The following is a 25229-nucleotide window of genomic DNA, read 5'->3' on the forward strand; positions in this document are numbered from 1 at the left end:
TAATTATATTTAAAGTCTACGAGGTTATGAAGTACGACAATGTAAATTTCCCATCGTCCATTGCGCAATCATTTGCAATTTGTATGGATCGCTGATGTATTGTAAAAGTGTCAAAACGGCTGTAAAAACTCCAGAAATTATCATTCCTGATAAAACCATATTGATTAACGAACTTTTGAGGTTTGTTTTTGAAATTAAATACGTTAATAAAACAGCACAAATTCCAAATACAAATGCTGAAATATTGATAGATAATACAGGAACAACCATTGCTAAAGCTGCGCCAACAGCAGAACCAGATGATATACCTAATGTAAAAGGATCTACAATTGGGTTTCTGAAAATTGCTTGTAAAACATTACCAGATGATGCCAAAGCTGCACCAACAATAAACGTTAATACAATACGAGGTAAACGAACTTGCCACAAAATAGTTTCGATACTTGATTGAGGTAAATTAGTTGTTCCCGAAATTAACTTGCTCATTGCAGATGAACTGTAACGAATCAATTCCGAAATACCTACAAAATTCGTTGCACCCATTGTCATAGAAAGAATGACAACCGTTAATGGTAAAATCAAAAGTAGACCGTAAGATTTCAATTTAGATTGCATTTTTCTTGTATAAATCTGGTTTTTGGTACAATTGCATGATATCATTTTGTACCTATTTGTTTAATTGTTCAGTCGAATAAGCCGAAGGATAGCACCAATTGCGAAGTTGTTTGGCAAATAATAAAAACTTAACTGTATGCGGATCGTAATAAAACGCAGGATTCTTAGCGAAAACTTGTTTTGATTTTACCGCTGGCAAAGCATCCAATTCTTTTAGTTGATACAAATTCCAAAGAACAATCAAATCTGGATTCCATTTATAGATCGATTCTGCACCAACATTTGACGATTCCATTTCTAACGGACAAGCATTTTCTGCACCCGATAATTTGATCGCTAAATCTAACAAAGTTCCTTTTCCAGATGTCGAAAAAATACGTCCTTTCGACCACGCATAATAGACTTTTTTAGGTTTTTCATTTACAGGAGCTTTCAACTTTTTAGCCTCAGCTTTTACATAAGAAACCACTTTCTCTGCACGTTGTTTTTTTTCTAATAAAGTTCCCATTCCAAGCAATTCTTTGTAAATCTTATCTTGACTTAAACTTGAAACGGTAAAAACTGGAATATTTAATTCTTCTAATTGCTGAATTGTTTCGATATTTTGTTCATAAACAATCGCTAAATCAGGTTGCAAACCAACAATTGTTTCGATATTACTTGATCCACCTCCAAAAGTTGGCGTCGCAATTGTTTTATTTTTGATTCGCTCATCTAGTTTTGCATAGAACTCAAATTTATCTTCATTCTGAAAAACTTGTTGCGGAATTCCAACCACTTTATCTTCGGCGTGCAACATATAAATTTCGTCCAAAGAAGGTTCAAAAAGTACAATCACTCGTTTTGCTTCTTGTGGTAACGAAACTATTTTTCCACGACTATCTTCCGCCTTTATTTCGCCTTGTTGTTCGCTCTTTTTTGAAGAATGACAACTTTGAAAGAAAATAAAGAATGATAAAACAAGGGTTATGCGATGAAATATTTTACAATTCATGGTTTAATTTTTTACCAAATTTTTTAATAAAAATTCACTGATTAATTGTGCTTCAACAAGTTGTATTTTGTCTTGATAACGAGTCAAAAGTTGCTCGTACATACGACCATCATAAGGAAGCAAAAGTTGATTATCGTTGTCATTTTTCCAATAAATAGGAAGGTGACGATTGCCAACGAAGTAACAAAAATCAGCGGCATCGGACTTCGACTTTGCAGAAAACTGAATACACAAACAAGGTTTTATGTAAACTGAAGCTATTAAATTGTTTTCATGAAATAATCGATCGCCGTTCTGCCACTCATTTTTAGTTTGTAATCGAAGTTCTAATGTCAAACCAGCAGTTGTTTTTCGCGTAATTTTCTGTTTTCGAATCTCAAACCATTCAATTGTTAATTGATCCAAAACATTTTCTACTTGTTCAGTTTTTGACTGAATTTCATCTATAATAACCAACTGAATTTCATCTATAATAACCAACTGATTTTCCATTGTTTCGATCTATTATTTTTGTTGTGCAGCTTCTTTTTTTAACTGAACTTTTTCTTTCAACCATTGACACCATTCGTCAATTCCTTCTCCATTCAACGTACTGATTGTTTGTACTTCTAAGTTTGGATTAACCTCTCTTGCATCTTTAGTAACCGCCTCGATAGAAAAGGGTACATATGCTAATAAATCTGATTTAGAAACCAACATCAACTCACTTGTTAAAAACATACGTGGATATTTTTTTGGTTTATCATCACCTTCTGTTGTAGCAATAAGTGTTACACGATAATCTTCACCTAAATCAAAAGCAGATGGACAAAGAAGATTTCCTACATTTTCGATAAATAATAAATCTGTTCCGTCCAAATTAATGTGATCCAAAGCTTGTAAAATCATTTGCGCTTCGATATGACACATTCCACCTGTTACAATTTGTAAAGCATTAATCCCTACTTCGCGCATACGAACTGCATCACGCTCCGTTTCTGGATCACCAACTAAAACAGAAATATTCAATTCTTTTCCCAAACGTTTTCCAATTTCTTGTAACAACGTTGTTTTTCCTGATCCTGGAGACGAACAAACATTGATGATACAAACATCTTTCAGACGTTCGCGAATCGCATTTGCAACATAATCGTTGGCTTTTAATAAATGTAAAGTTGTGTTGTCGCATTGAACAGATCCTACTCTATTCCCAAGACTTTTTGGATTTTGTGTATTTGTTGACATAATTGAAATATGTTTAATTAATGATTATTTATTTTTAAAGATGACTTGCGAGATAAAAAGCTCATTTCTTTGACAATTGTGCTGGACGGTGTTGAGCAATCTTCGCAAACAAATTTGTGATATTTGACTTCGAAATTCTTGTGACAATGTTCGCAATACGCCACAATTTCATTGACTAAAACCTCTAACTCAATTTCATTATAATTTTGGTTATCAGCTATAAATGCATCAAATGCATTTTGGATTAAAACAGGTTGAACATTTGATAAAAGGCCAGCTGTAATTTGAACTTTTTCTATGTCTTCTATTTTCGAATCATAGTGCTCGTTCAACGTATCAAATATGTCTTTGACAATACTTAATTCGTGCATAATTTTTAATTTTTGTGAATAGATTTCCTCTTTCTAAACAAAATGAATGCTTAGAAAATAGTTATGTATAAGAAAGTTTTATGTTTATCAGATAAATGGTAAACCGTAGATATAATGCCTCAAAAGGCAAATTTTATTGGTTGAAGTAGAAAATAAATCAGAAAAAACACGAACACAAATCTGTTGATTAAAATTAAATTTAACATCTGCGTTGATAAATTCATCAAAAGAAAAATCATTGATTTTTAAATCTTCTACAGTAAATGTAAATCCCTCAATAGTGCTAGTTGTATTATCACATTTTATTGTCTCTTTTTCTACTTTTTGATGCGCAGAAGATTGATTTGTTTTGTTAGAAAAGCTAAACAGAACAATCAAAAAAAGGACAGAAAATATGTGAAAAATTGTTTTCATTTACGGTTGTAAAGGTACCACTTGCTACACCAAAACGATTATATAAAATAGCGTATAAATGTTCAAAAACGTTACAAATCAATAAAAATTATTTCGTCTATAAAAACAACAATCAAATCGTTTATTAATATATTTTTATTGTTTTACAATAAATTTATTTTGCAATTCAAAATATTTCTATTTAATTTGAAAAATAAATTATTACTAAATATGGAAACTAAATCTAAATTTTATTTAAAATTATTCAAATGAAACAAGAAAACGATTTAACAATATAAATATGGCAATTATTATCAATTTAGATGTCATGATGGCAAAACGTAAAATGTCTTTGAATGATTTGAGTGAAAAAGTTGGTATTACATTATCTAACTTATCTATTCTAAAAAATGGAAAAGCAAAGGCTATTCGTTTCGAAACTTTGAATGCAATTTGCAAAGCTTTAGGTTGTAAACCAGGTGATATTATTGACTATACGGAAGATTAAAACAAAAACCAAAAATTCTAAATTATTAAAAGAAAATACTATATTTGTTTACAACCAAAAGGTTTTAACTTATTTTTCCTTGGTGATAGAGATTTTTAACTATTTTGAATTAAATAGACAAAATCTTGTTTTACGGCTTATCTTCTTCCGACTATAATCGTTTTTTAAGGAATAAAATTTAATAAAAAATTAGCAATCAATACACCTTTTCTACCCAAATAATCGGATAGAATTTTGTAAATTTGTAACCAATACATTAGAAAATTTAATGGAATATAATACACTTCGTTCACAATTGATTATTCCAGAATATGGTCGTCATATTCAAGAAATGGTAAATCATTGTAAAACAATAACAGACGAAACAGAACGCAACGGATTTGCCGAAATTATAATTGAAGTAATGGGAGAATTAAATCCTCACTTGCGCGATGTACCAGATTTTCAACACAAACTTTGGGATCAACTTTTTATCATGGCAGAATTTGATTTGGATGTAAAATCTCCTTATCCAATTCCGACAAAAAAAGATACGGTAAATAGTAAACCAAACAAAGTAGAATATCCAAAAAGCATCTATAAATACAGATATTACGGAAACAATATTCGTAAAATGATTGATGTTGCTGTAACGTGGGAAGAAGGCGAAAAACGCGAAGGTTTGTACTTTGCGATTGCCAATCACATGAAAAAATGTTATTTACTTTGGAATAAAGATACTGTTGACGATCAAGTTATTTTCAATCATTTGTACGAATTATCTGATGGTAAAATTGATTTGAGAAAAGTTGATGATCATTTGGTTTCTCCTGATCGTTTGAATTCGAATAATAATCATTCAAATAACAATCAAAACAATAGAAGTTACCAAAACAATAATCGTAATCATCAAAATAACAATAATCGAAATAATAACCAAAATTCGAATAATCGTCAAAACAACAATAACCGAAATAATCAAAATAACAACAATCGAAACCAAAACGTTCGAAACAATAAAGGTTAAATCAAAACTATTTAATACAACTAAATGGCTACATTTCAAATAAAGGGAGGGAAACCTTTGAAAGGAGAAATTACTCCGCAAGGTGCTAAAAATGAAGTACTACAAATTTTATGTGCGGTTTTATTAACCAATGAACAAGTTCGTGTTAAAAATATTCCAGACATCCGAGATGTCAATCGTTTGATTGAAATTTTGGGTGATTTAGGCGTAAAAACACAAAAAAATGGAAAAGGAGATTTCACTTTTCAAGCTGACGAATTACGATTAGATTATTTAAAAGGAAAACAATTTCGCAAAGATGGTGCTGCATTACGTGGGTCAATCATGTTAATGGGACCACTTTTAGCTCGTTTCGGAGAAGCTTTTATGCCAAAACCAGGAGGAGATAAAATTGGACGTCGTCGTTTAGATACGCACTTCGAAGGTTTCTTAGCTTTAGGAGCAAAATATCGTTTCAATCCTGACGAAGATTTTTACGGTGTAGAAGTCGACGAAAAAGGATTACAAGGTTCTTATATGTTATTAGAAGAAGCTTCTGTAACAGGAACTGCAAATATTATTATGGCTGCAGTTTTAGCAAAAGGAACAACAACTATTTACAACGCTGCCTGTGAGCCTTACATTCAACAATTGTGTAAAATGTTGAACAGAATGGGTGCTAAAATTTCTGGAATCTCTTCGAATCTTTTAACAATTGAAGGAGTTGAAAAATTAGGGGGAACTGAACATTCATGTTTACCAGATATGATAGAAATTGGATCATGGATTGGTTTAGCTGCCATGACAAAATCTGAATTAACAATCAAAAATGTTTCGTGGGAAAATTTAGGTGTTATTCCAGATGTTTTCAGAAAATTAGGAATTAAATTAGAACGTCGTGATGACGATATTTATATTCCAGCTCAAGAACATTACGAAATCGAGCGTTTTATTGACGGTTCTATTTTAACTATTTCTGATGCTCCTTGGCCAGGATTTACACCAGATTTATTATCAATTATTTTGGTAATTGCAACACAGGCAAAAGGAAGTGTTTTGATTCACCAAAAAATGTTCGAATCTCGTTTATTCTTCGTCGATAAATTAATTGATATGGGAGCGCAAATTATTTTATGTGATCCACATCGCGCAACTGTTATTGGTCTTAATCACGAAACTCCGTTGAAAGGAGCCGAATTAACTTCGCCAGATATTCGTGCTGGTATGTCTTTATTGATTGCTGCCCTTTCTGCAAAAGGAAAAACTGTTATTCATAATATCAATCAAATTGACCGTGGTTATGAAGATATCGATGTACGTTTACGTGCTATTGGAGCTGATATAATTAGAGCTTAAAAAATAAAAAATGCAATCTATTATTGAGTTTTTCACCAATTTTGTTCAACGCCCAGACAAGGTTTTAATGGACATTATCAATAATTACGGTTATTGGATATATGCTATTTTATTCTTGATAATTTTTGCTGAAACAGGCTTAATTATCATGTCATTTTTAATGCCTTTTTTACCTGGAGATGCACTAATCTTTTCGATCGGAATGATTGCAGCAAGCGATGATCAAAACCATTTGCATATCGAATATATTATTCCATTACTGATGGTTGCAGCAATTCTTGGTGATAACGTAAATTATTATGTTGGACGAAAATTTGGTGGCTGGATTTTAGGACGAAAAGACTCGTGGTTTCTTAAAAAGAAACATATCGAAAAAGCAACAGAATTTTTTAACGAAAATGGTAAAAAAGCAATTATTATCGCTCGTTTTATGCCTGTTGTTCGTACAATAATTCCATTTATTTGCGGTGTTACAAACCTTAATTATCGCACATTTATTACCTATAGTTTTATAGGCGCGGTACTTTGGGTTGGTGTTATTTCTCTTTTGGGACACACATTAGGTCAGTTTGACATTGTAAAAAATAATTTAGAGAAATTCATTTTCGGAATTATATTATTGGCGAATATGCCGTTGATTATCCGAATTGTGAAAGCTCAATTCAATAAAAATAAAACAGAAGAATGAGACAATTTGGATTAATCGGAAGAAATATTTCCTATTCATTTTCTAAATCTTATTTTGCTGAAAAATTTAAAAACGAAAACATTGTAGACGCTGTCTACAATGTTTTTGATTTACAGCAAATCGATGAAGTAGAAAAAGTATTCGAAACCGAAGGTTTAGTGGGCTTTAATGTTACAATTCCTTACAAACAAGAAATCATTCCATTCTTGGACGAATTATCACCAGAAGCTAAAGCAATTGGTGCGGTTAATACAGTTTTGATACAAGATGGAAAACGAATCGGGCATAATACAGATTGTTATGGTTTTCATCATTCGATAGAACCTATTTTAGAACCTCATCATAAAAAAGCATTGGTGTTAGGAAATGGAGGTGCTGCAAAAGCGGTTTTTTATATTCTTGATTTATTGAAAATTGACTATAAAATTGTTTCGAGAACAAAAACTGAAAATCATTATTCATATGATGAATTAAATAAAGAAATCATTCATAATCATCAAATTATTGTGAATTGTTCGCCAGTTGGTACTTTTCCATATACTGAAAACGCTCCGCTTCTACCCTATCAATTTATCGACGAAAATCATTTATTGTACGACTTAATTTACAATCCACCATTGACAAAATTTTTAGAAAATGGTCAACAAAACGGAGCCAAAATAAAAAATGGTCACGAAATGTTGGTTTTACAAGCCGAAAAAGCTTGGAAAATTTGGAATAATCGTACAAAATAGACTTGATATTGTCCTCAAATTTTATTAGATTTGAGAAACAAAACATATTTTCTTATGAATACTGAAATGGATAACCTGCAAAATGCAGACGGAGAACAACTACCTAAACCTGCAAATACAAACGACTCTAACACGGAATCTTACAAAACGGAAGAGTTAACGAACCAAGAAAAAATAAGCGATATTTCGTTCAAAGATTACGAAACATTTAGTTTTGATGTTTTGATTAACGAAGCAAAAAATCTATTGAGCAAATACGATGTTCAGGAGATTCGCGAGCATTTTAATCAAATTCGTGATGCATTCAAAGCTAAATTAGAAGAAGATGAAGCCGCAAAAAAAGAAGCTTTCTTAAGTGAAGGTGGTGACGAATTAGATTTTAAATACGAAACATCTTTTAGAGCAAAATTTAACGCTGTTTACAACGATTTCAAAAATCAATTAGCAGTTTTTCATAAAGAAAATGAAAAAAAGGAATCTGATAATTTAAAAGAACGTTTAGAAATTATTGACGAATTGAAAGCCTTGTATCAAGAACCAAGTGATTCTTCGGCGGCAATGTTCAAGAAATTTCGTGAGTTAAAAACTCGTTGGCACAATGCAGGAAGAATTCCGAGCAAAAATGCTGAAAATGTATTCAAAAATTATTTTTTCCATTTAGATAATTTCTACACGTATTTGGATATGAATAAGGAATTGCAAACATTAGATTATGCACATAATCTGGAAGTTCGTCAATCGATTATCAAACGTGCAGAAGAATTAATTGGAGAGCAAAACGTGCAAAAAGCCTTGAACGAATTGCAATATTTGCATCGTTTATGGAAAGAAGAAGCCGTTCCTGTACAAGAAGATTTGCGTGAACCAACGTGGCAAAAATTTAAAGAATTAACAAATAAAATTCATGACCGTAAAGGTGAATTGAATGAAAAAATAAAACAAGAGCAAAAAGATAATTTAGAAAAGAAAAATCAAATTATCACTCGTATTAAAGAAATTTCTGAGCAAGCAACAACAAAATCGCATGGCGATTGGCAAAAAGCTATTTCTGAAATAAACTCTTTGCGTGAGAACTTTATCACAATTGGACGTGTTCCGAAAGATAAAAATTCTGCAACTTGGGAAGCTTTCAAAGAAGTGACAAGACAATTTAATCACATCAAAAATGATTTCTATAAAAATCTAAAATCAGAGCAACAATTGAATCTTGAAAAGAAATTAGCTTTGTTAGAAATTGCAAAACAACATACGGAAAGCACGGATTGGAATGCTTCTGTACAAGTGATTAAAAAAATCCAAAATGATTGGAAAAAAATTGGTCATGTTCCAAGAAAAAATTCAGACAAAATCTGGAAAGAATTCAAAGATACATGTAATCAATTCTTTGATCGTTACAAAAAACGTCACGAACAAGCGAATCAAAAATTGGAACTAAATTTCGAAAAGAAACAAGCTTTCTTAAACGATTTCAAAAATCAAACGATTTCTGAAAACAAGGATGAAGCGTTGAAACAATTAGAAGAAATTCAACATAATTGGACAAGTTTAGGAAAAGTTCCATCAGAAAAAATTTCAATCAATCAAGAATTTACAGATGTTTACCACAAAAAGTTAGATGCTTTAAATCTTTCTAAAAATGAATTGAACGATTATAAGTTGAAATCATTTGTCAATAAAGTAAAATCTGGAAATAATGGTAATTTATTGGATGATGAGATTAGAAAAACACGTAAAATAATTGAGGATTTAGAAAAAGAAATCAACCAATTGGATAATAATGTACATTTCTTTTCGAATGCAAATGAGAACAATCCTTTATTAAAAGATGTTTACAAACAAATTGACGATAAACGTAAAAAATTAACTGAAGCAGAAATCAAACTGAAAACATTATTCAATATTGATTTTAATGCATAATTTTTAGGCATGACACAACAATCTATCGATGAGCAATATATGGCTCGTTGTATACAAATTGCAACAAACGGGTTAGGAACAACATATCCTAATCCGTTTGTAGGTTCTATTATTGTACATAACAACAAAATTATAGGCGAAGGTTTTACGTCAGAATATGGTGGACCACACGCCGAAGTGAACGCAATTAATTCGGTTAAAAATCAAGAATTATTAAAAGAATCTACGTTATATGTTACGTTAGAGCCTTGTTCGCATCACGGAAAAACGCCTCCTTGTGCGGATTTGATTATAGAAAAAGAAATTCCAAAAGTCATAATTGGAACTTTAGATCCTTTTGCGAAAGTAAATGGGCAAGGTTATTTACGTTTGTTGAAAAATGGTGTTGATGTAACGCTTGGTGTTTTGGAAAAAGAATGTATCAAACTCAATAAGCGTTTTATAACATTTCATCAGAAAAAACGTCCATATATTATCTTAAAATGGGCGCAAACAGAAGACGGATACATGGGGCGTGATGATGTACAATTGTGGATTACAAACCAATATACAAAACAGTTAGTACATAAATGGCGAACGGAAGAACAAGCTATTTTGGTTGGAAAAAACACCGCTTTGATTGATAATCCACAACTTAACACACGATTATGGAAAGGAAATAATCCGTTGAGAATTGCGATTGACAAAAACTTAGCGATTCCGAGAAGTTTCCATTTGTTTGATCAAACACAACCTACTGTAATTTTCAATTCGATTGAAAATTGTTCTGAAGAAAATTTAGAACTTGTTCAATTAGATTTTACGCAAAAAATATTGCCACAAGTAATGGATTATTTGTACGAAAACAATATTCAATCCTTGATTATTGAAGGTGGAAGTGATACCATACAACATTTTATTGATGCTGATTTGTGGGATGAAGCACGAATTTTGAGTTCGGATACTATTTGGAATGAAGGAATTTTAGCTCCTCGACTGAAAGGAACTCGAACTGAAAAGCATCGCTTTTTAAATGATGAATTAAATATTTTCGAAAATAGAATAGAAATTGAAGAACCTTAGAAATGAGGTTCTTTTTTTATCTTTTATCAATTATTAAATCAGTTTCTAATATCCAAAGAGAGTTTTTGATAAGATTATGATTATTAAGATTTAATTCATCTAAATCATTATCAAATAACACTAAAACTCTTCCTTCAAATAAATCATTATTTATTTCAATAACTTTTCCACTTTCTCCAATTAAAATCCAATAATGATTTTCATCTCTTAAATTATTTGTATTCTTTTTTCCTAAAAAAGTATTTAAAATTACTTTATCATTCAATTTCATTCATAATTTTTTTCATCACTCATAAATATAAAACCTTTTTTCGTTAAAAGTACTATTTAAACTATCTTTGCGGTACTTTTCAATACAACATGACGGACAATTATCGTACAATCGAGAAAGCGGTGGAAGATGTAATTTTCAAAGAATTGGGTAGTAAGTTTATTAATTTTGCTTATCCAGTTGAAAATGAAGATGACATCAAAATTTATTTGGATCAATTGCGCGAAATTCATCCCGACGCCAATCATCATTGTTATGCGTACGCACTTGGAATTGATGGTAAAAATCATCGTGCAAATGATGACGGAGAGCCAAGTGGTTCGGCTGGTTTACCTATTTATAATCAAATTTTATCAAGCGAAATCACTAATGTTTTGATTGTTTCTGTACGTTATTTTGGCGGAACAAAGTTGGGAATTCCTGGTTTGGTAAAAGCGTATAAATATGCGGCGCAAGTTGTGTTAGAAGAAGCAAATATTGTAGAAAAATTTGTTTCGAAACGTGTAAAAATGGTTTTCAATTATGATCAACAAGGAATTGTAGAACGCAATGTCGATCGGATTTCTGGAGAGATTAAAGACAAGCATTTTTCTGATAAATGCATGTTTACAATTTCGGTAAGAGAAAGTAAATTGGACGAATTTATTCGCATGTTTGACGAATATTATCAAATGGAAATTAAAATTATTGACTAATGCTAAATAGCTTAACTTCTTTACGTTTTTTCTTTGCTTTTGTTGTTTTCTTAAGCCATTTAACGTTTGTAAAAACCGATTTAGCTTGGTATAATTATCTAAAAAATAACGTCTTTTTCGAAGGTTATCTTGGTGTTGGTTTTTTCTTTATTTTGAGCGGATTTGTTTTGGCGCTTAATTACGAAAAGAAAGTCATCGACAATCCAAATTTTGATAAAAAGAAGTTTTATATCGCGCGAATTGCTCGTATTTATCCGCTTCATGTCCTAACCTTTTGTGTCATGTTACCGTTTGTTATCATCAATGTTTGGCAAGGTTATTTTCATTGGGATATTGCAGGTGCAAACTTATTTTTATTACAATCTTATATTCCAGTAAAAGACTTTTATTTCTCTATTAATAACGTTTCATGGAGTATTTCGACCGAATTATTTTTCTATTTAATGTTTCCTTTTTATGTGATTTGGTTGCATAAATTTCCGAAACTGAAATATATTTTATTACTAATTATTCCGATTATCATTTTTGCTGAACCTTATTTCAGAACAAATATGAAGTTGGAAAAAGCAATTTTTTACATCAATCCAATTGTTCGCAGTTTCGATTTTATTTTAGGAATTATTACCTGTCAAATCTATAAAAAGATAAAAGATACGCCTATCAGTTTTTCGAAAGGAACTTTAATAGAAATCGCTGCAATTACGGTTTTGGCAATCTTTTTTTACTTCCACAATGATGTTGCGAGAGCTTTTCGTTATGGAATTTATTATTGGATTCCGATGGTTGGAATTGTTTTAATTTTTGCTTTACAAAAAGGTTTCTTTTCGAAAATACTTCAACACAAAATTCTGGTTTATTTAGGTGAAATCAGTTTTGCGTTTTACATGATTCATATGATTGTGATAAAATATGGAAATCAATATTTACCTAAAATCAATGATTTTCAGAAAATTGGAATTTATTTTGTTATTGCTTTAATTTTAAGTGCATTAACGTTTGAATATTTTGAGAAACCCGTTGCCAAGTGGATCAAAAATAAAGTAAAATAATATTTATTCAAACCCCTAGTGCATTTAGGTAATATTAATTTTTAAGTTGTTAATATTCCTATTTTGGTTTGTGTTTATTGTTTGAAGAATTGTGAGCTTTAGTATTTTTGATAGTATCCTAGTTTTAAACCTTAAAAAGCTTTTAGCCTAATTACGTCTAATCATGTACTTATCGCATAGTTGATAGAATAACGTTTCTATCCTTTTTCTGTATTTACCTATTTCAAAAGGTTGATCATTAAAGTTTTTTTTATTTGTTCTCATAGGAACTTCCAGCTTTATATTGCGCGATATAAACAAATCGAATTGGTATTGTACGTATAAATTTTCTTTATCACCCAAGAGTGTACAATTTTTAAATTCATGTTTTTATATCTTTCAGATTATGAATGTCAAGCACTGATACTGTACTAATATTAAGACTTTGTAAATCAATACTTAAATAACAAAACAGCATGAAGTTTATACCCATAATAATGNNTATTCACTATCAATACTCATGTTTCTGAATTCAGATTTAAGGCAACTATTTTCAAGTCAGATAATCTGGACCTTCGTATCTGAAATAATAAATTCTCACTTTCAAGACCTAAACCCTTTTATACTTATAAATTTTTCCGTAATTTGCTATAAAGTTGTGCATTAAATTGTTTGTGCAATCACTACAAATTAATGATTTTTAGCTTTTTGTATAACTTTTATATACAATCTAATACAAATACACTACGGGTTAATTGATTGACTAGTCATAAAAATAGATTGACAGTTATTAAACAATATTTATATCCGAAGAGATTTTATTTCTTCGGATTTTTTTTGTCTCATTTCCGGGGTCTGCATATTAAGACTTATATGAAGTCTTGTATTATTATAAAGATACACAATTTGTTACACCATTTTAGTTAATTCAGTAATATCTTTTGCTTTTCGATCAAAAACTCTTGTTTTAATATTCCATTAATTCTTTCAGCCAAAGCATGTTGATAACAATCATAGCCCTCAGTCATCGATGGTATCATCTGATTTTGTTTTAAAATCGCTTGATAATATTCCGAGCAATATTGCAATCCTCTATCCGAATGATGGATTACTTTCTACTTACTCACTCTGTTTTTAATAGCCATCTTCAGGGCTAAAGATACATTTTCTGCACTCATATTTTCACTTACAGAATAACCAATTATTTTTCGACTATTCGCATCTGGAACTAAAGAATAATAACAAACAGTTTGCTTCGTTTTTACATATGTTATATCACTCATAAAAACCTGTTCTGTTTTATTAACCTCTATTTCTTTGTATAAATTAGGATGTTTCCTTAACCAATGGTTAGAGAATGTAGTTCTTGTATAATGTTTTTTAGATTTTATGAGTAAATTTTCTCTTCTCAGATAACAAAATAAAGCATCTCGACCCATCTTTATGTTAAGTTCTTTTAGCTGTTCATTCAAGATATCATGAAGCTTTCGAGTTCCTAATCGTGGTAATTTCATCCGAACTTCCAAAACTAATCATTTAACCTGTAAAAGCTCTGATTCTCGAATAGTATGACGTTTTAGTGCCGCATAGAAACTTTGGCGACTTAACCCAAGCAATCGACAAGAGCAGAAAACATTTATTTTTTTTTGGCTCTTGAGGAGTGTTAGATATTGAACTTTTTTGTGATTAGAGTACCAAGTTGTTCATCGGCTATATCCATCATGGGGTTGAGAATTTTGACTCTTAGCTTTTCATCGGCTAATTCTCGTTATAACCGTTTGATCTTTTGCGCTGGTGTTTGTTCTTGTTTCTACATCGTATGTATAATTGTTAGGTTCCAATCTAACTTACCACATTTTCTGAGGCAAACCAAAACTTTACTCCTTCTTTGTATTTTAATTCCCTAGCATTTTTGTGCTTGTTTATACGAAAATCGACTTTTTCTACTTGAGATACAACGGCTAATTTAAAGCCTAAAGTATAATCCCGTTGTGTTCGATGTTTCTTTCTAAATCCGATGTTTCATAATAAGTTGATTTTAGTGTCAACTTATCTTAGGAAGGGACAATTAAAAACGAAAAAGCTGTCTTACGACAGCCTTTTCGTTTTTAATCACTTTATATTTTAAACAGTATGATATTTAAAACTTTGTTCATTTTTAATTGTTTTCACTGATGCGTAAATCAACTCGATGACATTTTTTACATCAGCTTGATGAACCATTTCAACAGTTGTGTGCATATAACGCAACGGCAACGAAATTAAAGCAGACGGAACACCTCCATTACTATATGCAAAAGCATCTGTATCCGTTCCTGTTACACGAGAACTTGCCGCACGCTGAAAAGGAATATTGTTTTTCTCAGCTGCATCAATAATTAATTCGCGCACATTATTTTGCACCGCTGGCGCATAATAAACAACTGGACCATCACCACATTTTTGCTCACCTTCTTTCGATTTTGTAATCATTGGAGTTGTAGTATCGTGTGTAACGTCCGTAATAATTGCAACATTTGGTTTAATTGTTTGTGTAATCATTTCCGCACCACGCAATCCTACTTCTTCCTGAACCGCATTTACAACGTATAAACCAAAATCTAATTGATCTTTATTTTCAGCCAATTTACGCGCAACCTCAGCAATCATAAATCCTCCCATTCTATTGTCTATCGCACGACAAACAAAATAACGGTCATTCAACGTAAAAAATTCATCAGGATAAGTAATCACACAACCAACATGAATTCCAAGTTCTAAAACTTCCTCTTTCGATGTACAACCTGTATCAATCCAAATTTTATCTGGAGTCGGCGCTTCGTCTTTTCCTGCTTGACGCAAATGAATAGCTGGCCAACCAAAAACACCTTTTACAATTCCTTTTTTGGTATGAATGTTAACCACTTTAGAAGGCGCAATCATATGATCTGATCCTCCGTTACGAATCACATAAATCAATCCGTCATCAGAAATATAATTCACAAACCAAGAAATCTCATCAGCATGGGCTTCAATCACAACTTTATACTTCGCTTCAGGATTTATTACACCATAAGCAGATCCATAATTATCTGTTTTTACCTCATCTACGTATGGTTCTATGTAATCCATCCAAACTTTTTGTCCTTCACTTTCAAAACCTGTAGGTGAAGCTGTATTTAAATATTTTGTCAAAAAATCCAAAGATTGTTGATCAAACAAATTATTTGTACTCATTTTAGTTTATTTATCTAACAAATGTACTAATTTTAGGAACAATTTTTGAACTAATTCTGATATGAAATTTTATATCTATCATATAACTTTACTACTTACTTTTGTTGGATTATCTAATGTTAATGCTCAAATTTTTGGGTTAGATTTAGGTGGAAAAAATCCTGCACAAGAAATTAAAAATGATTCAATTAATTTAGATGAATTTGCGTTTAATCCTCTAGACACAATACATCTTAATGAAATGAATAGTTATTCGGTTCATTTAAAAACTGATTTAGAAAAAAAGTATTATTTATGGTTAAGAAAGCGCGTTCGCGATGTTTGGCCGTATGTAAGAACTGCTGTTAGAGAATACAATTATGTATCCGATACGATTCAAACAATGGATAAAAGACGCGATAAAAAGCGTTTCGTAAAATCTCGTCAAAAAGATTTGGCTGATCAATTTGAGAATCAATTAAAAAATATGTCAAGTTCTCGAGGTCAAATTCTTACTAAATTAATCTATAAAGAAACAGATAAAACAACATACGATATTATAAAAGAATTACGTGGCGGATTGAATGCTTTTCTTTATCAAGCAGCAAGTGGTGCGTTTAATATTGATCTGAAACAAACTTATGATCCGAAGCGAACACGAGAAGATTTGTATATTGCGGTTATTCTTCAACGAGATTTTGCAGACGGAACGTTAAAACCTGTCGACGAAGATTAATTTATCTTTCATACTACCAATTATAATAATATTCTGATTTTTTATTATATTTGATTTAATAAAGGGAAAAACGTGGGAAACAATATAAAAAGAATTGGTGTATTAACCTCTGGAGGTGATGCGCCTGGAATGAATGCGGCCTTACGTGCCGTTGTAAGAGCATGTAAGTACTACGATATCAAATCAGTAGGAATCCGTCAAGGTTACGAAGGTTTGATTAACAATGATATGATTGAACTTGGACCTCGTTCGGTAAAAAACATTATCAATCAAGGTGGTACAATCCTTAAAACAGCTCGTTCTTTAGAATTCAAAACTGCAGAAGGTCGTCAAAAAGCATACGATCATCTAAAACAAAATAACATTGATGCTTTAGTTGTAATTGGTGGAGATGGTTCTTTTACAGGAGCAAATATCTTTCATCAAGAGTTTGGTGTTCCATTTATTGGAATTCCGGGAACAATTGACAATGATATTTTTGGAACAGATTTTACAATTGGATATGATACAGCTTTGAATACTGTCATTGATGCAATTGATAAATTAAGAGATACAGCAACTTCACATGATCGTGTATTTTTTGTAGAAGTTATGGGACGTGATGCAGGTTTTATTGCTTTAAATAGTGGAATTGCTTCAGGTGCACAAGATATTTTGATTCCAGAACAGCGTGATAGCGTCGAAGAATTATGTTCTTCTTTGGAACGTTCAGAAAAATCTGGAAAAAAATCAAGCATCGTTGTAGTTGCAGAAGGTGAAAAATTAGGTGGAGTTTTTGAATTAGCAAAACAAGTTCAAAATCGTCATCCTGAATATGATATTCGTGTAACTGTTTTAGGACACATACAACGTGGTGGTTCTCCATCTTGTCACGATCGCGTTTTAGCAAGTCGTTTAGGAATTGCTGCTGTAGAAGGTTTATTAGAAGGAAAAACAAATCTTATGGCTGGAATTCGCTCTAATAAAGTTGTATTTACAGCGATAGATGAAGCCATCAAAAAACACAATGAGATTGACGAAGAGTTAATCAAAGTAGCTAATATTTTAGCGATTTAAACATTTAATATAAAGGGAAATTATATATACTATGTCAAAAATTAAAATTGGAATCAACGGATTCGGAAGAATTGGTAGCCTTGTTTTCGGGGTTGCTATTGAGAGAAACGATATTGAAATCGTAGGTATTAACGATTTAGTAGACGTTGATTATTTAGCTTATATGCTAAAGTATGATTCGGTTCACGGAAAATTTAACGGAGAAGTTAAAGTAGAAAACGGAAACTTAATTGTTAATGGACAAACAATTCGCGTTACAGCAGAAAGAGACCCAGCAAACTTGAAATGGGACGAAGTTGGAGCTGATATCGTAATCGAAGCAACAGGTTTATTCTTAACAAAAGAAACTGCAGGAAAACACATCGAAGCTGGAGCGAAAAAAGTTGTTTTAACAGGTCCTTCTAAAGATGATACTCCTATGTTTGTAATGGGGGTTAACCACGAATCTGTGACAGCAGAAGATACAATCGTTTCTAACGCTTCTTGTACAACAAACTGTTTAGCACCATTAGCAAAAGTAATTCACGAAAATTTCGGAATTGTGGAAGCTTTAATGACTACAGTTCACGCAACTACTGCAACTCAAAAAACAGTTGACGGACCATCAATGAAAGATTGGAGAGGAGGACGTAGTGCAATGGTAAACATCATTCCTTCATCTACTGGAGCTGCGAAAGCAGTTGGAAAAGTAATTCCAGAATTGAATGGTAAATTAACAGGAATGTCTTTCCGTGTACCAACAGTTGACGTTTCTGTAGTTGATTTAACAGTTAAATTAGCAAAAGAAACAAACTACGACGAAATCAAAAAAGTAATGCGCGAAGCTGCTGAAGGAGATTTGAAAGGAATTGTAGGATACACAGAAGATGCTGTTGTTTCTCAAGATTTCGTAGGTGATACAAGAACATCTATTTTCGATGCAGAAGCTGGTATCATGCTAAACCCTACTTTCGTTAAATTAGTTGCTTGGTATGATAACGAAATTGGTTACTCAAACAAAGTAGTTGATTTAGTTCAACACATCGCAAAGATTTAATCCTAGATTAAAAAATAGTTTATTTTATAAGTCTTCTCAAATTGAGAAGACTTTTTTACAATAAATTAATATTGTGGACTAATATTTGATTTTAATTTTTTAAACCACTTATATGAAAAAAGAATTACGAACTTTAGGTCCAAAAAAATCAACCATAGATAAAATTTTATCCTTTTCTAAATCTTTATCAAATGTTAAAATACAAAAAATGAGTTCTAAGAATGCAATTCATCTAAATTAATTCTATACAACTCTTATTTATAGTTTTATTAAATCCACAATAAAGTGAATACATTATTATACATAATAGCAAAAATTAACAATTATTTATTTTTTTAAGAAATTTTTAAAAAAAATTATGAATAATTATGTTAAAAAAATTGTAAGAAATTTTTGTTTACTTATATTTGAATAAACAAAAAAATACAGCCTATAGATTTAATTCTACTTTAAAAATTAACAATTGCTACTATGAACTATGAAGACGACTCTTTATTAATCCAAGATTATTTAAGAGGTAATGAAAATGCTTTAGAAACATTGATAGAGAAATACAAAGGAAGAATCTATAGTTTTATATACTCTAAAGTCTTAGATAAAGATGTCACTGAAGATATATTTCAGGACACTTTTATCAAAGTAATCCTTACATTAAAAAGTGGACGATATAACGAAGAAGGTAAATTTTTGCCTTGGGTTATGCGTATTGCTCACAATTTAACTATTGACTATTTTCGATCAAACAAAAGAATGCCAACGGTTAGCGAAACTGTTGGTTACAATGAAGAATATAATATTTTTGACTTTATTGGTATAAGTGATGAATGTTCTGAAACTAAAATCATTAAATCACAAATTGAAAATGATTTAAGAAATTTAGTCACTCAGTTACCAGAAGATCAAAGAGAAGTATTAGAACTTAGAATATTTAAAGAATTAAGTTTTAAGGAAATTGCAGAAGAAACTGATGTTAGTATAAATACAGCATTAGGGAGAATGCGATACGCTATTATCAATCTTAGAAAAGTGATTTATAATAATAACATTATTTTAACAGTTGATTAAAAAATAAACTTATCTTATTAGCGTTTTTTAAGTAAAATAAGTTATTTATGATTGGATTTTATTCAGAAAATCAAGAACCGCAACAGTTTACTATAATCAAAATATTATCTTTTTCAAAGGCAATTAAGTTTATTAAATCAACGATATTACATGAGGATTATATCATTAATTTAAATTAATTTATTTTAATAAAGATTAGAAAAGCCTGAAATTTTATAAATTTTAGGCTTTTTATATATCTATAATTTGAAACAAAAAAAGACTACTTATTTAAGTAGTCTTTAATATTTATAGAAAATTTTTTCTTTTTATTTCACAACAAATGTTGACGCAATATTCAGTTCTTCCATTTGTGTTTGATCAATTGGAGCTGGTGCATCAATCATGACATCACGACCTGAATTATTTTTAGGGAACGCGATGTAATCACGAATTGTTTCAGAACCATCTAAAATCGATACAAAACGGTCAAAACCGAATGCTAAACCTCCGTGAGGTGGCGCTCCATATTTGAAAGCGTTCATTAAGAAACCAAATTGCGCTTCTGCTTGTTCTGGAGTAAATCCTAATAATTCGAACATTCTGGCTTGAACTTCTTTATCGAAAATACGAATAGAACCTCCACCGATTTCATTACCATTTAAAACTAAATCGTAAGCATTTGCACGAACTTCACCTGGATTAGTCGCAATTAATTCCATATCCTCTGGTTTTGGAGAAGTAAATGGATGGTGCATTGCGTGATATCTTTCAGAATCTTCATCCCATTCTAATAATGGAAAATCGACAACCCATAATGGCGCAAAAACTTCTGGATTACGTAATCCTAAACGCTCTGCTATTTCCATACGTAAAGCCGATAATTGTGCACGAACTTTGTTTGTATTACCTGACATTACCAACATCAAATCACCTGGTTTTGCGTTCATACGCTCAGCCCAAGCCGTTAAATCTTCTTGTGAATAAAATTTATCTACAGAAGATTTGAACGTTCCGTCTTCGTTGTAACGTGCCCAAACAAGTCCAGTTGCCCCAATTTGTGGACGTTGAACCCATTCAATTAATTTATCAATGTCTTTGCGTGTGTAAGAATTACATCCTTCAGCAGCAATACCAACAATTAATTCTTGCTCATCAAAGATTTTAAAATCTTTTCCTTTCGCTAAGTCTGTAATTTCACCGAACTCCATTCCAAAACGGATATCTGGTTTATCATTTCCATAACGACGCATTGCTTCTGCAAATGTCATTCTTGGAAATTGATCAAATTCTAAACCTTTAAAAGTATTTAATAAATGTTTAGCTAAACCTTCGAAAACATTCATGATATCTTCTTGTTCAACAAATGACATTTCACAGTCAATTTGTGTAAACTCTGGTTGACGATCTGCACGTAAATCTTCGTCACGGAAACATTTTACAATTTGAAAATAGCGGTCAAGACCTCCTACCATTAATAATTGTTTGAATGTTTGTGGTGATTGTGGTAATGCATAAAACTCACCTGGATTCATACGAGAAGGAACCACAAAATCACGCGCACCTTCTGGTGTAGATTTGATTAAAACTGGTGTTTCAACTTCTACAAATTCTTGTGCATCTAAATATTTACGGACTTCCTGCGCAACTTTAGAACGGAAGATTAATTTTTCTTTTACTGGATTACGACGAATATCTAAATAACGATATTTCATACGGATATCTTCTCCACCATCTGTATTATCTTCGATTGTAAATGGAGGCAATGCAGATTCATTCAAAATTGTAATGTTTTCTGCTAAGATTTCGATATCTCCTGTTGGAATGTTTGGATTTTTTGAAGCTCTTTCGATTACAGTTCCTGTAACTTGAATTACGAACTCACGTCCTAAATTACGAGCAGTTTCAAATAATTCTTTCGAAGAACGTTCTTCATCTAAGATGATTTGTGTGATTCCGTAGCGATCACGTAAATCGATCCACATCATAAAACCTTTGTCACGTAGCGTTGATACCCAACCGCTTAACGTTACTTTTTCATTAATGTTGGCTTGTGTTAATTCACCACAAGTATGAGTTCTAAACATTTGTCGTCAAATTTATAAGACAAAGGTAGAGTTTTGAGGTGAAATAAAGAAGTTATATAACTTATTTGATGAAATAATTTTAAGAAAAAAGCGATTCAAAATTGAATCGCTTTTAGAACTATTATGAATTTTGATTTCTTAACTTACTATGTTTATAACCATAAGTGAAATAAATTGTCAAACCAATTGCGATCCAAATCAAGAAAATCATCCAGTTTTTCAATCCTAATTGTGCCATCATATAAAAACAACACAACATTCCTGCTAACGGAATAATAGATGTTCTTTTGAAAAATGTTCTAACTACCATAAAAACATAAATCATTAAGAATAGAATCATTGGAATTTTGTGTTTGAAAACATCCCAACCTTTTTCCATTTTCTTATCTTCATAAACTGGCAATTTGCTCAAAGTAGATTTGTATTGTTCTGGTGATAGTTGAGCCAAATAATCATCCAAAAATTCAATTTCAGATCCTGTTAATTCATTAATTGTTGCATAAGAATCTTTTAGTTCTTTTGGCGTTAACGAACTTACAAAATGTTCAACTGGCATAGGTTGCGGTTTATTCGTAAAGAAATCAATCGAATCATCTTTAAACGTTGTTGCGCATAAAAATACAATCACCGCAGTTACAATAGGCATAATGTATTTTGCATTGATAAAAGGCGTTTTAAAATTTCCTCTTTTCGCATTAGGATCAGCATCCATACGAAGTACAGCAGCACAAACTAAAACAAAAGCAAACAAAGTTCCGATAGAACAAGCATCAACAACCAATTCTAAATCTGTAAATAAAATAGGAATACCTACAACAAATCCAGTAAAAATAGTTGCAAACGAAGGTGTTTTAAACTTTGGATGAATTGTAGAGAATTTCTTTGGTAATAATCCATCACGAGACATTGTCATCCAAATACGAGGTTGCCCAATTTGAAAAACAATAAATACACTCGCCATCGCTACTACAGCCGAAAAAGCAATAATTCCTGCCAACCACTTTAAATCTTGAATTTTATCAAAAACATACGCCAAAGGATCTCCAACATTCAATTCAGAATAATGAACCATTCCCGTTATTACCAACGCAATCAGCACATATAAAACAGTACAAATAATGATAGACGCAAAAATTCCACGAGGCAAATCTCGTTTCGGATCTTTACATTCTTCCGCAGTTGTACTAATCGCATCAAACCCAATATAAGCGTAAAAAACAGACGAAACTCCAGCCAAAACACCTCCTATTCCATTCGGTGCAAAAGGATTCCAATTATCTGGATTCACATAAAAAGCACCAACCACAATTACCAAAAGCACCACAGCTAATTTTAACACAACCATTGCGTTACTTGCTTTTCTCGATTCATTAATTCCGCGATAAACCAAAACTGTAATCAAAAAAGTAATGATTAATGCAGGAATATCCACCACTAAATTGAATCCTAAATATGGTGCATCTTTGAAAGCTAAATATTTTGGAATCTCTTGTGCATAAGGTGAATTTGCAATCCCTTCTAATGTCTTACCTTTCGCTAATTCATTCGAAATAAATTCAAAACCTTCTCTCGCTGTAAAATAATCCATTGTCATCCATTCTGGCAGATGCAATCCCATTCCGGAGAGCAAGGTGGTAAAATAATCACTCCACGAAATCGCGAGCACAATATTCCCAATCGCATATTCCATAATCAATGCCCAACCAATTACCCAAGCAAATAATTCTCCAAATGCAACATAGCTATAGGTATACGCACTACCCGAAACAGGCACTAACGAAGCAAATTCTGCATAAGCAAAAGCTGTAAAACCACAGGCAATTGCCGTAAAAATAAAAAGGAAGATAACTGCTGGACCGCCCTCGAAACTAGCTCGACCAATGGTACTAAAAATACCAGCTCCAACAATTGCGGCGATACCAAAACCTGTTAAATCACGAACACCTAAGGTTCTTTTCATTGTAGACGTGTTCTTTGCAGACTCTGCTAAAATGGATTCGACAGATTTTTTTCTGAATAATTGTGACATAATTTATTTAAAAACGGGCAAATATAAAAAAGACAATTCCAAAATCGGATAGAATCCGTATAAATATTGGTTTTTTATTCAAATTTCTTTTTTTATTCTGCTTGGTTAGATTAATTTTAAATTTAATTCAAAAAATTAACATGAAACAATTTTTATTTGCAATTACTCTAGTTGCTACTTTGGTAAGTTGTAATTCTACAAAACCAATTTCTCAGGAGAAATATCAAAAGAGTCTTGTAAAATATACAGACAAAATTTCTGAAGCGGAATTAAAAAAACAGCTTTACATCATTGCTGGAACAGATATGGAAGGTAGAAATGCTGGAACTGAAGGCGAAATAAAAGCGGGAAACTATATCTCTAATTATTACAAAGAATTAGGAATTAATGGACCAAATAATAATTATTTCCAAATTATTCCTGCTGGAACTTTTAACCGAGTAAAAGGTCAAATGAGAAATGTGATGGGATTCATCAAAGGATCAGAAAAACCAGAAGAAATTGTGGTGATTTCGGCACATTATGATCACGAAGGAATAAAAGATGGAAAATTATATGCTGGTGCTGATGATGACGGTTCTGGAACTGTTGCTGTGATGGAAATTGGTCGTATTTTCCGCGAAGCTGAGAAGAAAGGAATCCGTCCAAAACGTTCGGTTTTATTGTTACATGTTTCTGGTGAAGAAAAAGGTTTATTAGGTTCTAAATATTATTCGGAGCATCCAATTTTTCCTCTTGCAAATACAATTGCAAATGTCAATATTGATATGATTGGGCGCGTAGATTATGAGCACAACGAAAAAACAAGAGATTTTGTGTATGTTATTGGATCTGAAATGTTGTCTTCTGATTTACACAAAGCTGTTTTAGCGGCAAATGATGGTCTAGGAATTGATTTGGATATGCGTTACAATACACCAGATGATCCAAATCGTTTTTATTATCGTTCGGATCACTACAACTTTGCAAAACATAATATTCCGTCTGTTTTCTTTTTCAATGGAGTGCACGATGATTACCACAAACCAGGAGATACGCCAGATAAAATTGAATATGATTTATTGACACGTCGTACAAAATTAGCTTTTAATACAATTTGGATTTTAGCAAACGCCGAAAATAGACCAGTTGTAGACAAAGAATCTCCAATGCCTTCGACAAGATAATTATTAAGAATATAAAGGACACTATCTCACAAACTGTGT

At 31.6% G+C, this 25229-nt stretch carries 24 protein-coding genes and 2 pseudogenes; 14 read left to right on the forward strand and 12 right to left on the reverse strand.

The window, feature by feature from the left end; all coding sequences use genetic code 11:
• Positions 1-24 precede the first annotated feature (24 nt).
• From B3J26_RS00515 to B3J26_RS00540, 6 genes are all read right to left on the reverse strand, one after another.
• Positions 25-615: a FecCD family ABC transporter permease gene (locus B3J26_RS00515; RefSeq protein ID WP_291072651.1), complete on the reverse strand. Its 591-nt coding sequence runs from the start codon at positions 613-615 to the stop codon at positions 25-27.
• 52 nt (positions 616-667) lie between these two features.
• Positions 668-1609, reverse strand: a complete 942-nt coding sequence (locus tag B3J26_RS00520) for an ABC transporter substrate-binding protein (protein WP_291072653.1) — start codon at positions 1607-1609, stop codon at positions 668-670.
• 3 nt (positions 1610-1612) lie between these two features.
• The gene (locus B3J26_RS00525; protein WP_291072655.1) at positions 1613-2101 is read right to left on the reverse strand and encodes an urease accessory protein UreE; all 489 of its coding nucleotides are present in this window, start codon (positions 2099-2101) and stop codon (positions 1613-1615) included.
• 12 nt (positions 2102-2113) lie between these two features.
• Complete coding sequence (gene hypB / locus B3J26_RS00530) at positions 2114-2833, reverse strand: hydrogenase nickel incorporation protein HypB (RefSeq protein WP_291072657.1); 720 nt, start codon at positions 2831-2833, stop codon at positions 2114-2116.
• A gap of 17 nt (positions 2834-2850) precedes the next feature.
• Positions 2851-3204 (reverse strand): hydrogenase maturation nickel metallochaperone HypA, encoded by a 354-nt coding sequence (locus B3J26_RS00535; protein WP_291072658.1) that lies wholly within the window; start codon positions 3202-3204, stop codon positions 2851-2853.
• 87 nt (positions 3205-3291) lie between these two features.
• Positions 3292-3618, reverse strand: coding sequence for a hypothetical protein (locus tag B3J26_RS00540; RefSeq protein WP_115000024.1), 327 nt, complete (start codon positions 3616-3618; stop codon positions 3292-3294).
• Between the two features lie 280 nt (positions 3619-3898).
• Between B3J26_RS00540 and B3J26_RS00545 the strand changes: the two genes are divergently transcribed.
• The 7 genes from B3J26_RS00545 to ribD all read left to right on the forward strand — a co-directional run bounded on the left by B3J26_RS00545 (position 3899) and on the right by ribD (position 10847).
• Positions 3899-4105: a helix-turn-helix domain-containing protein gene (locus B3J26_RS00545; protein ID WP_115000022.1), complete on the forward strand. Its 207-nt coding sequence runs from the start codon at positions 3899-3901 to the stop codon at positions 4103-4105.
• Between the two features lie 268 nt (positions 4106-4373).
• Positions 4374-5111, forward strand: coding sequence for a DUF4290 domain-containing protein (locus B3J26_RS00550; protein ID WP_038336666.1), 738 nt, complete (start codon positions 4374-4376; stop codon positions 5109-5111).
• Positions 5112-5135: 24 nt separating this feature from the next.
• Complete coding sequence (murA, locus tag B3J26_RS00555; RefSeq protein ID WP_291072662.1) at positions 5136-6446, forward strand: UDP-N-acetylglucosamine 1-carboxyvinyltransferase; 1311 nt, start codon at positions 5136-5138, stop codon at positions 6444-6446.
• A 10-nt stretch (positions 6447-6456) separates the two neighbouring features.
• On the forward strand, positions 6457-7134 hold the full coding sequence (locus B3J26_RS00560; protein WP_291062127.1) for a VTT domain-containing protein: 678 nt from the start codon (positions 6457-6459) through the stop codon (positions 7132-7134).
• The gene (locus tag B3J26_RS00565; protein ID WP_291072664.1) at positions 7131-7868 is read left to right on the forward strand and encodes a shikimate dehydrogenase family protein; all 738 of its coding nucleotides are present in this window, start codon (positions 7131-7133) and stop codon (positions 7866-7868) included. Before B3J26_RS00560 ends, B3J26_RS00565 begins: the two co-directional genes overlap by 4 nt.
• Positions 7869-7922: 54 nt before the next feature.
• Positions 7923-9785 carry a DUF349 domain-containing protein gene (locus B3J26_RS00570; RefSeq protein ID WP_291072666.1) on the forward strand — a complete coding sequence of 621 codons (1863 nt, stop codon included), beginning with the start codon at positions 7923-7925 and terminating at the stop codon, positions 9783-9785.
• A gap of 9 nt (positions 9786-9794) precedes the next feature.
• Positions 9795-10847 carry a bifunctional diaminohydroxyphosphoribosylaminopyrimidine deaminase/5-amino-6-(5-phosphoribosylamino)uracil reductase RibD gene (gene ribD / locus B3J26_RS00575; RefSeq protein WP_291072668.1) on the forward strand — a complete coding sequence of 351 codons (1053 nt, stop codon included), beginning with the start codon at positions 9795-9797 and terminating at the stop codon, positions 10845-10847.
• A gap of 16 nt (positions 10848-10863) precedes the next feature.
• Here the strand turns inward: ribD and B3J26_RS00580 are convergent, their stop codons facing one another.
• Positions 10864-11118: a hypothetical protein gene (locus B3J26_RS00580; protein ID WP_038336677.1), complete on the reverse strand. Its 255-nt coding sequence runs from the start codon at positions 11116-11118 to the stop codon at positions 10864-10866.
• 89 nt (positions 11119-11207) lie between these two features.
• Between B3J26_RS00580 and B3J26_RS00585 the strand changes: the two genes are divergently transcribed.
• Together B3J26_RS00585 and B3J26_RS00590 are read left to right on the forward strand one after the other, a co-directional pair.
• Positions 11208-11813: an IMPACT family protein gene (locus tag B3J26_RS00585; RefSeq protein WP_038336679.1), complete on the forward strand. Its 606-nt coding sequence runs from the start codon at positions 11208-11210 to the stop codon at positions 11811-11813.
• A complete protein-coding gene (locus tag B3J26_RS00590; protein ID WP_291072671.1) occupies positions 11813-12862 on the forward strand; it encodes an acyltransferase family protein in 1050 nt (349 codons plus the stop codon). Before B3J26_RS00585 ends, B3J26_RS00590 begins: the two co-directional genes overlap by 1 nt.
• Before the next feature lie 24 nt (positions 12863-12886).
• Here B3J26_RS00590 and B3J26_RS14940 read toward each other — a convergent pair.
• From B3J26_RS14940 to B3J26_RS00600, 3 genes and pseudogenes are all read right to left on the reverse strand, one after another.
• Positions 12887-13347, reverse strand: a pseudogene (locus B3J26_RS14940) (transposase); the annotation flags it as partial.
• 295 nt (positions 13348-13642) lie between these two features.
• A pseudogene (locus B3J26_RS00595) lies at positions 13643-14860 on the reverse strand (IS3 family transposase).
• A gap of 105 nt (positions 14861-14965) precedes the next feature.
• Positions 14966-16057 (reverse strand): M42 family metallopeptidase, encoded by a 1092-nt coding sequence (locus tag B3J26_RS00600; RefSeq protein WP_221855393.1) that lies wholly within the window; start codon positions 16055-16057, stop codon positions 14966-14968.
• Positions 16058-16118: 61 nt separating this feature from the next.
• On the opposite strand from B3J26_RS00600, the gene B3J26_RS00605 reads away from it, so the two are divergent.
• The 4 genes from B3J26_RS00605 to B3J26_RS00620 all read left to right on the forward strand — a co-directional run bounded on the left by B3J26_RS00605 (position 16119) and on the right by B3J26_RS00620 (position 19929).
• Positions 16119-16772, forward strand: coding sequence for a DUF4294 domain-containing protein (locus tag B3J26_RS00605; RefSeq protein WP_291072672.1), 654 nt, complete (start codon positions 16119-16121; stop codon positions 16770-16772).
• Positions 16773-16844: 72 nt separating this feature from the next.
• The gene (pfkA, locus tag B3J26_RS00610) at positions 16845-17828 is read left to right on the forward strand and encodes a 6-phosphofructokinase (protein ID WP_038336350.1); all 984 of its coding nucleotides are present in this window, start codon (positions 16845-16847) and stop codon (positions 17826-17828) included.
• A gap of 31 nt (positions 17829-17859) precedes the next feature.
• Complete coding sequence (gap, locus tag B3J26_RS00615) at positions 17860-18864, forward strand: type I glyceraldehyde-3-phosphate dehydrogenase (protein ID WP_038336349.1); 1005 nt, start codon at positions 17860-17862, stop codon at positions 18862-18864.
• Positions 18865-19335: 471 nt separating this feature from the next.
• Positions 19336-19929, forward strand: coding sequence for an RNA polymerase sigma factor (locus B3J26_RS00620; protein ID WP_291072674.1), 594 nt, complete (start codon positions 19336-19338; stop codon positions 19927-19929).
• Positions 19930-20237: 308 nt separating this feature from the next.
• Here the strand turns inward: B3J26_RS00620 and aspS are convergent, their stop codons facing one another.
• Positions 20238-21995, reverse strand: a complete 1758-nt coding sequence (gene aspS, locus B3J26_RS00625; RefSeq protein WP_291072676.1) for an aspartate--tRNA ligase — start codon at positions 21993-21995, stop codon at positions 20238-20240.
• A gap of 121 nt (positions 21996-22116) precedes the next feature.
• Positions 22117-24024: an amino acid permease gene (locus B3J26_RS00630; RefSeq protein WP_291072678.1), complete on the reverse strand. Its 1908-nt coding sequence runs from the start codon at positions 24022-24024 to the stop codon at positions 22117-22119.
• A 140-nt stretch (positions 24025-24164) separates the two neighbouring features.
• Between B3J26_RS00630 and B3J26_RS00635 the strand changes: the two genes are divergently transcribed.
• Positions 24165-25190 (forward strand): M28 family peptidase, encoded by a 1026-nt coding sequence (locus B3J26_RS00635; protein WP_291072680.1) that lies wholly within the window; start codon positions 24165-24167, stop codon positions 25188-25190.
• Positions 25191-25229 lie beyond the last annotated feature (39 nt).

It is taken from the genome of Empedobacter sp. UBA5987, from assembly GCF_002429865.1.
GTDB classification, from domain to species: domain Bacteria; phylum Bacteroidota; class Bacteroidia; order Flavobacteriales; family Weeksellaceae; genus Empedobacter; species Empedobacter falsenii_B.

Coding starts and splice junctions, on each gene's coding strand:
- B3J26_RS00590 (WP_291072671.1), top strand. CDS start 11,813: ATGCTAAATAGCTTAACTTCTTTACGTTTTTTCTTTGCTTTTGTTGTT.
- B3J26_RS00535 (WP_291072658.1), bottom strand. CDS start 3,204: ATGCACGAATTAAGTATTGTCAAAGACATATTTGATACGTTGAACGAG.
- B3J26_RS00635 (WP_291072680.1), top strand. CDS start 24,165: ATGAAACAATTTTTATTTGCAATTACTCTAGTTGCTACTTTGGTAAGT.
- aspS (WP_291072676.1), bottom strand. CDS start 21,995: ATGTTTAGAACTCATACTTGTGGTGAATTAACACAAGCCAACATTAAT.
- B3J26_RS00600 (WP_221855393.1), bottom strand. CDS start 16,057: ATGAGTACAAATAATTTGTTTGATCAACAATCTTTGGATTTTTTGACA.
- B3J26_RS00585 (WP_038336679.1), top strand. CDS start 11,208: ATGACGGACAATTATCGTACAATCGAGAAAGCGGTGGAAGATGTAATT.
- B3J26_RS00545 (WP_115000022.1), top strand. CDS start 3,899: ATGGCAATTATTATCAATTTAGATGTCATGATGGCAAAACGTAAAATG.
- B3J26_RS00570 (WP_291072666.1), top strand. CDS start 7,923: ATGAATACTGAAATGGATAACCTGCAAAATGCAGACGGAGAACAACTA.
- B3J26_RS00565 (WP_291072664.1), top strand. CDS start 7,131: ATGAGACAATTTGGATTAATCGGAAGAAATATTTCCTATTCATTTTCT.
- gap (WP_038336349.1), top strand. CDS start 17,860: ATGTCAAAAATTAAAATTGGAATCAACGGATTCGGAAGAATTGGTAGC.
- B3J26_RS00620 (WP_291072674.1), top strand. CDS start 19,336: ATGAACTATGAAGACGACTCTTTATTAATCCAAGATTATTTAAGAGGT.
- B3J26_RS00630 (WP_291072678.1), bottom strand. CDS start 24,024: ATGTCACAATTATTCAGAAAAAAATCTGTCGAATCCATTTTAGCAGAG.
- B3J26_RS00560 (WP_291062127.1), top strand. CDS start 6,457: ATGCAATCTATTATTGAGTTTTTCACCAATTTTGTTCAACGCCCAGAC.
- B3J26_RS00520 (WP_291072653.1), bottom strand. CDS start 1,609: ATGAATTGTAAAATATTTCATCGCATAACCCTTGTTTTATCATTCTTT.
- B3J26_RS00605 (WP_291072672.1), top strand. CDS start 16,119: ATGAAATTTTATATCTATCATATAACTTTACTACTTACTTTTGTTGGA.
- B3J26_RS00540 (WP_115000024.1), bottom strand. CDS start 3,618: ATGAAAACAATTTTTCACATATTTTCTGTCCTTTTTTTGATTGTTCTG.
- hypB (WP_291072657.1), bottom strand. CDS start 2,833: ATGTCAACAAATACACAAAATCCAAAAAGTCTTGGGAATAGAGTAGGA.
- B3J26_RS00515 (WP_291072651.1), bottom strand. CDS start 615: ATGCAATCTAAATTGAAATCTTACGGTCTACTTTTGATTTTACCATTA.
- murA (WP_291072662.1), top strand. CDS start 5,136: ATGGCTACATTTCAAATAAAGGGAGGGAAACCTTTGAAAGGAGAAATT.
- B3J26_RS00525 (WP_291072655.1), bottom strand. CDS start 2,101: ATGGAAAATCAGTTGGTTATTATAGATGAAATTCAGTTGGTTATTATA.
- B3J26_RS00550 (WP_038336666.1), top strand. CDS start 4,374: ATGGAATATAATACACTTCGTTCACAATTGATTATTCCAGAATATGGT.
- B3J26_RS00580 (WP_038336677.1), bottom strand. CDS start 11,118: ATGAAATTGAATGATAAAGTAATTTTAAATACTTTTTTAGGAAAAAAG.
- ribD (WP_291072668.1), top strand. CDS start 9,795: ATGACACAACAATCTATCGATGAGCAATATATGGCTCGTTGTATACAA.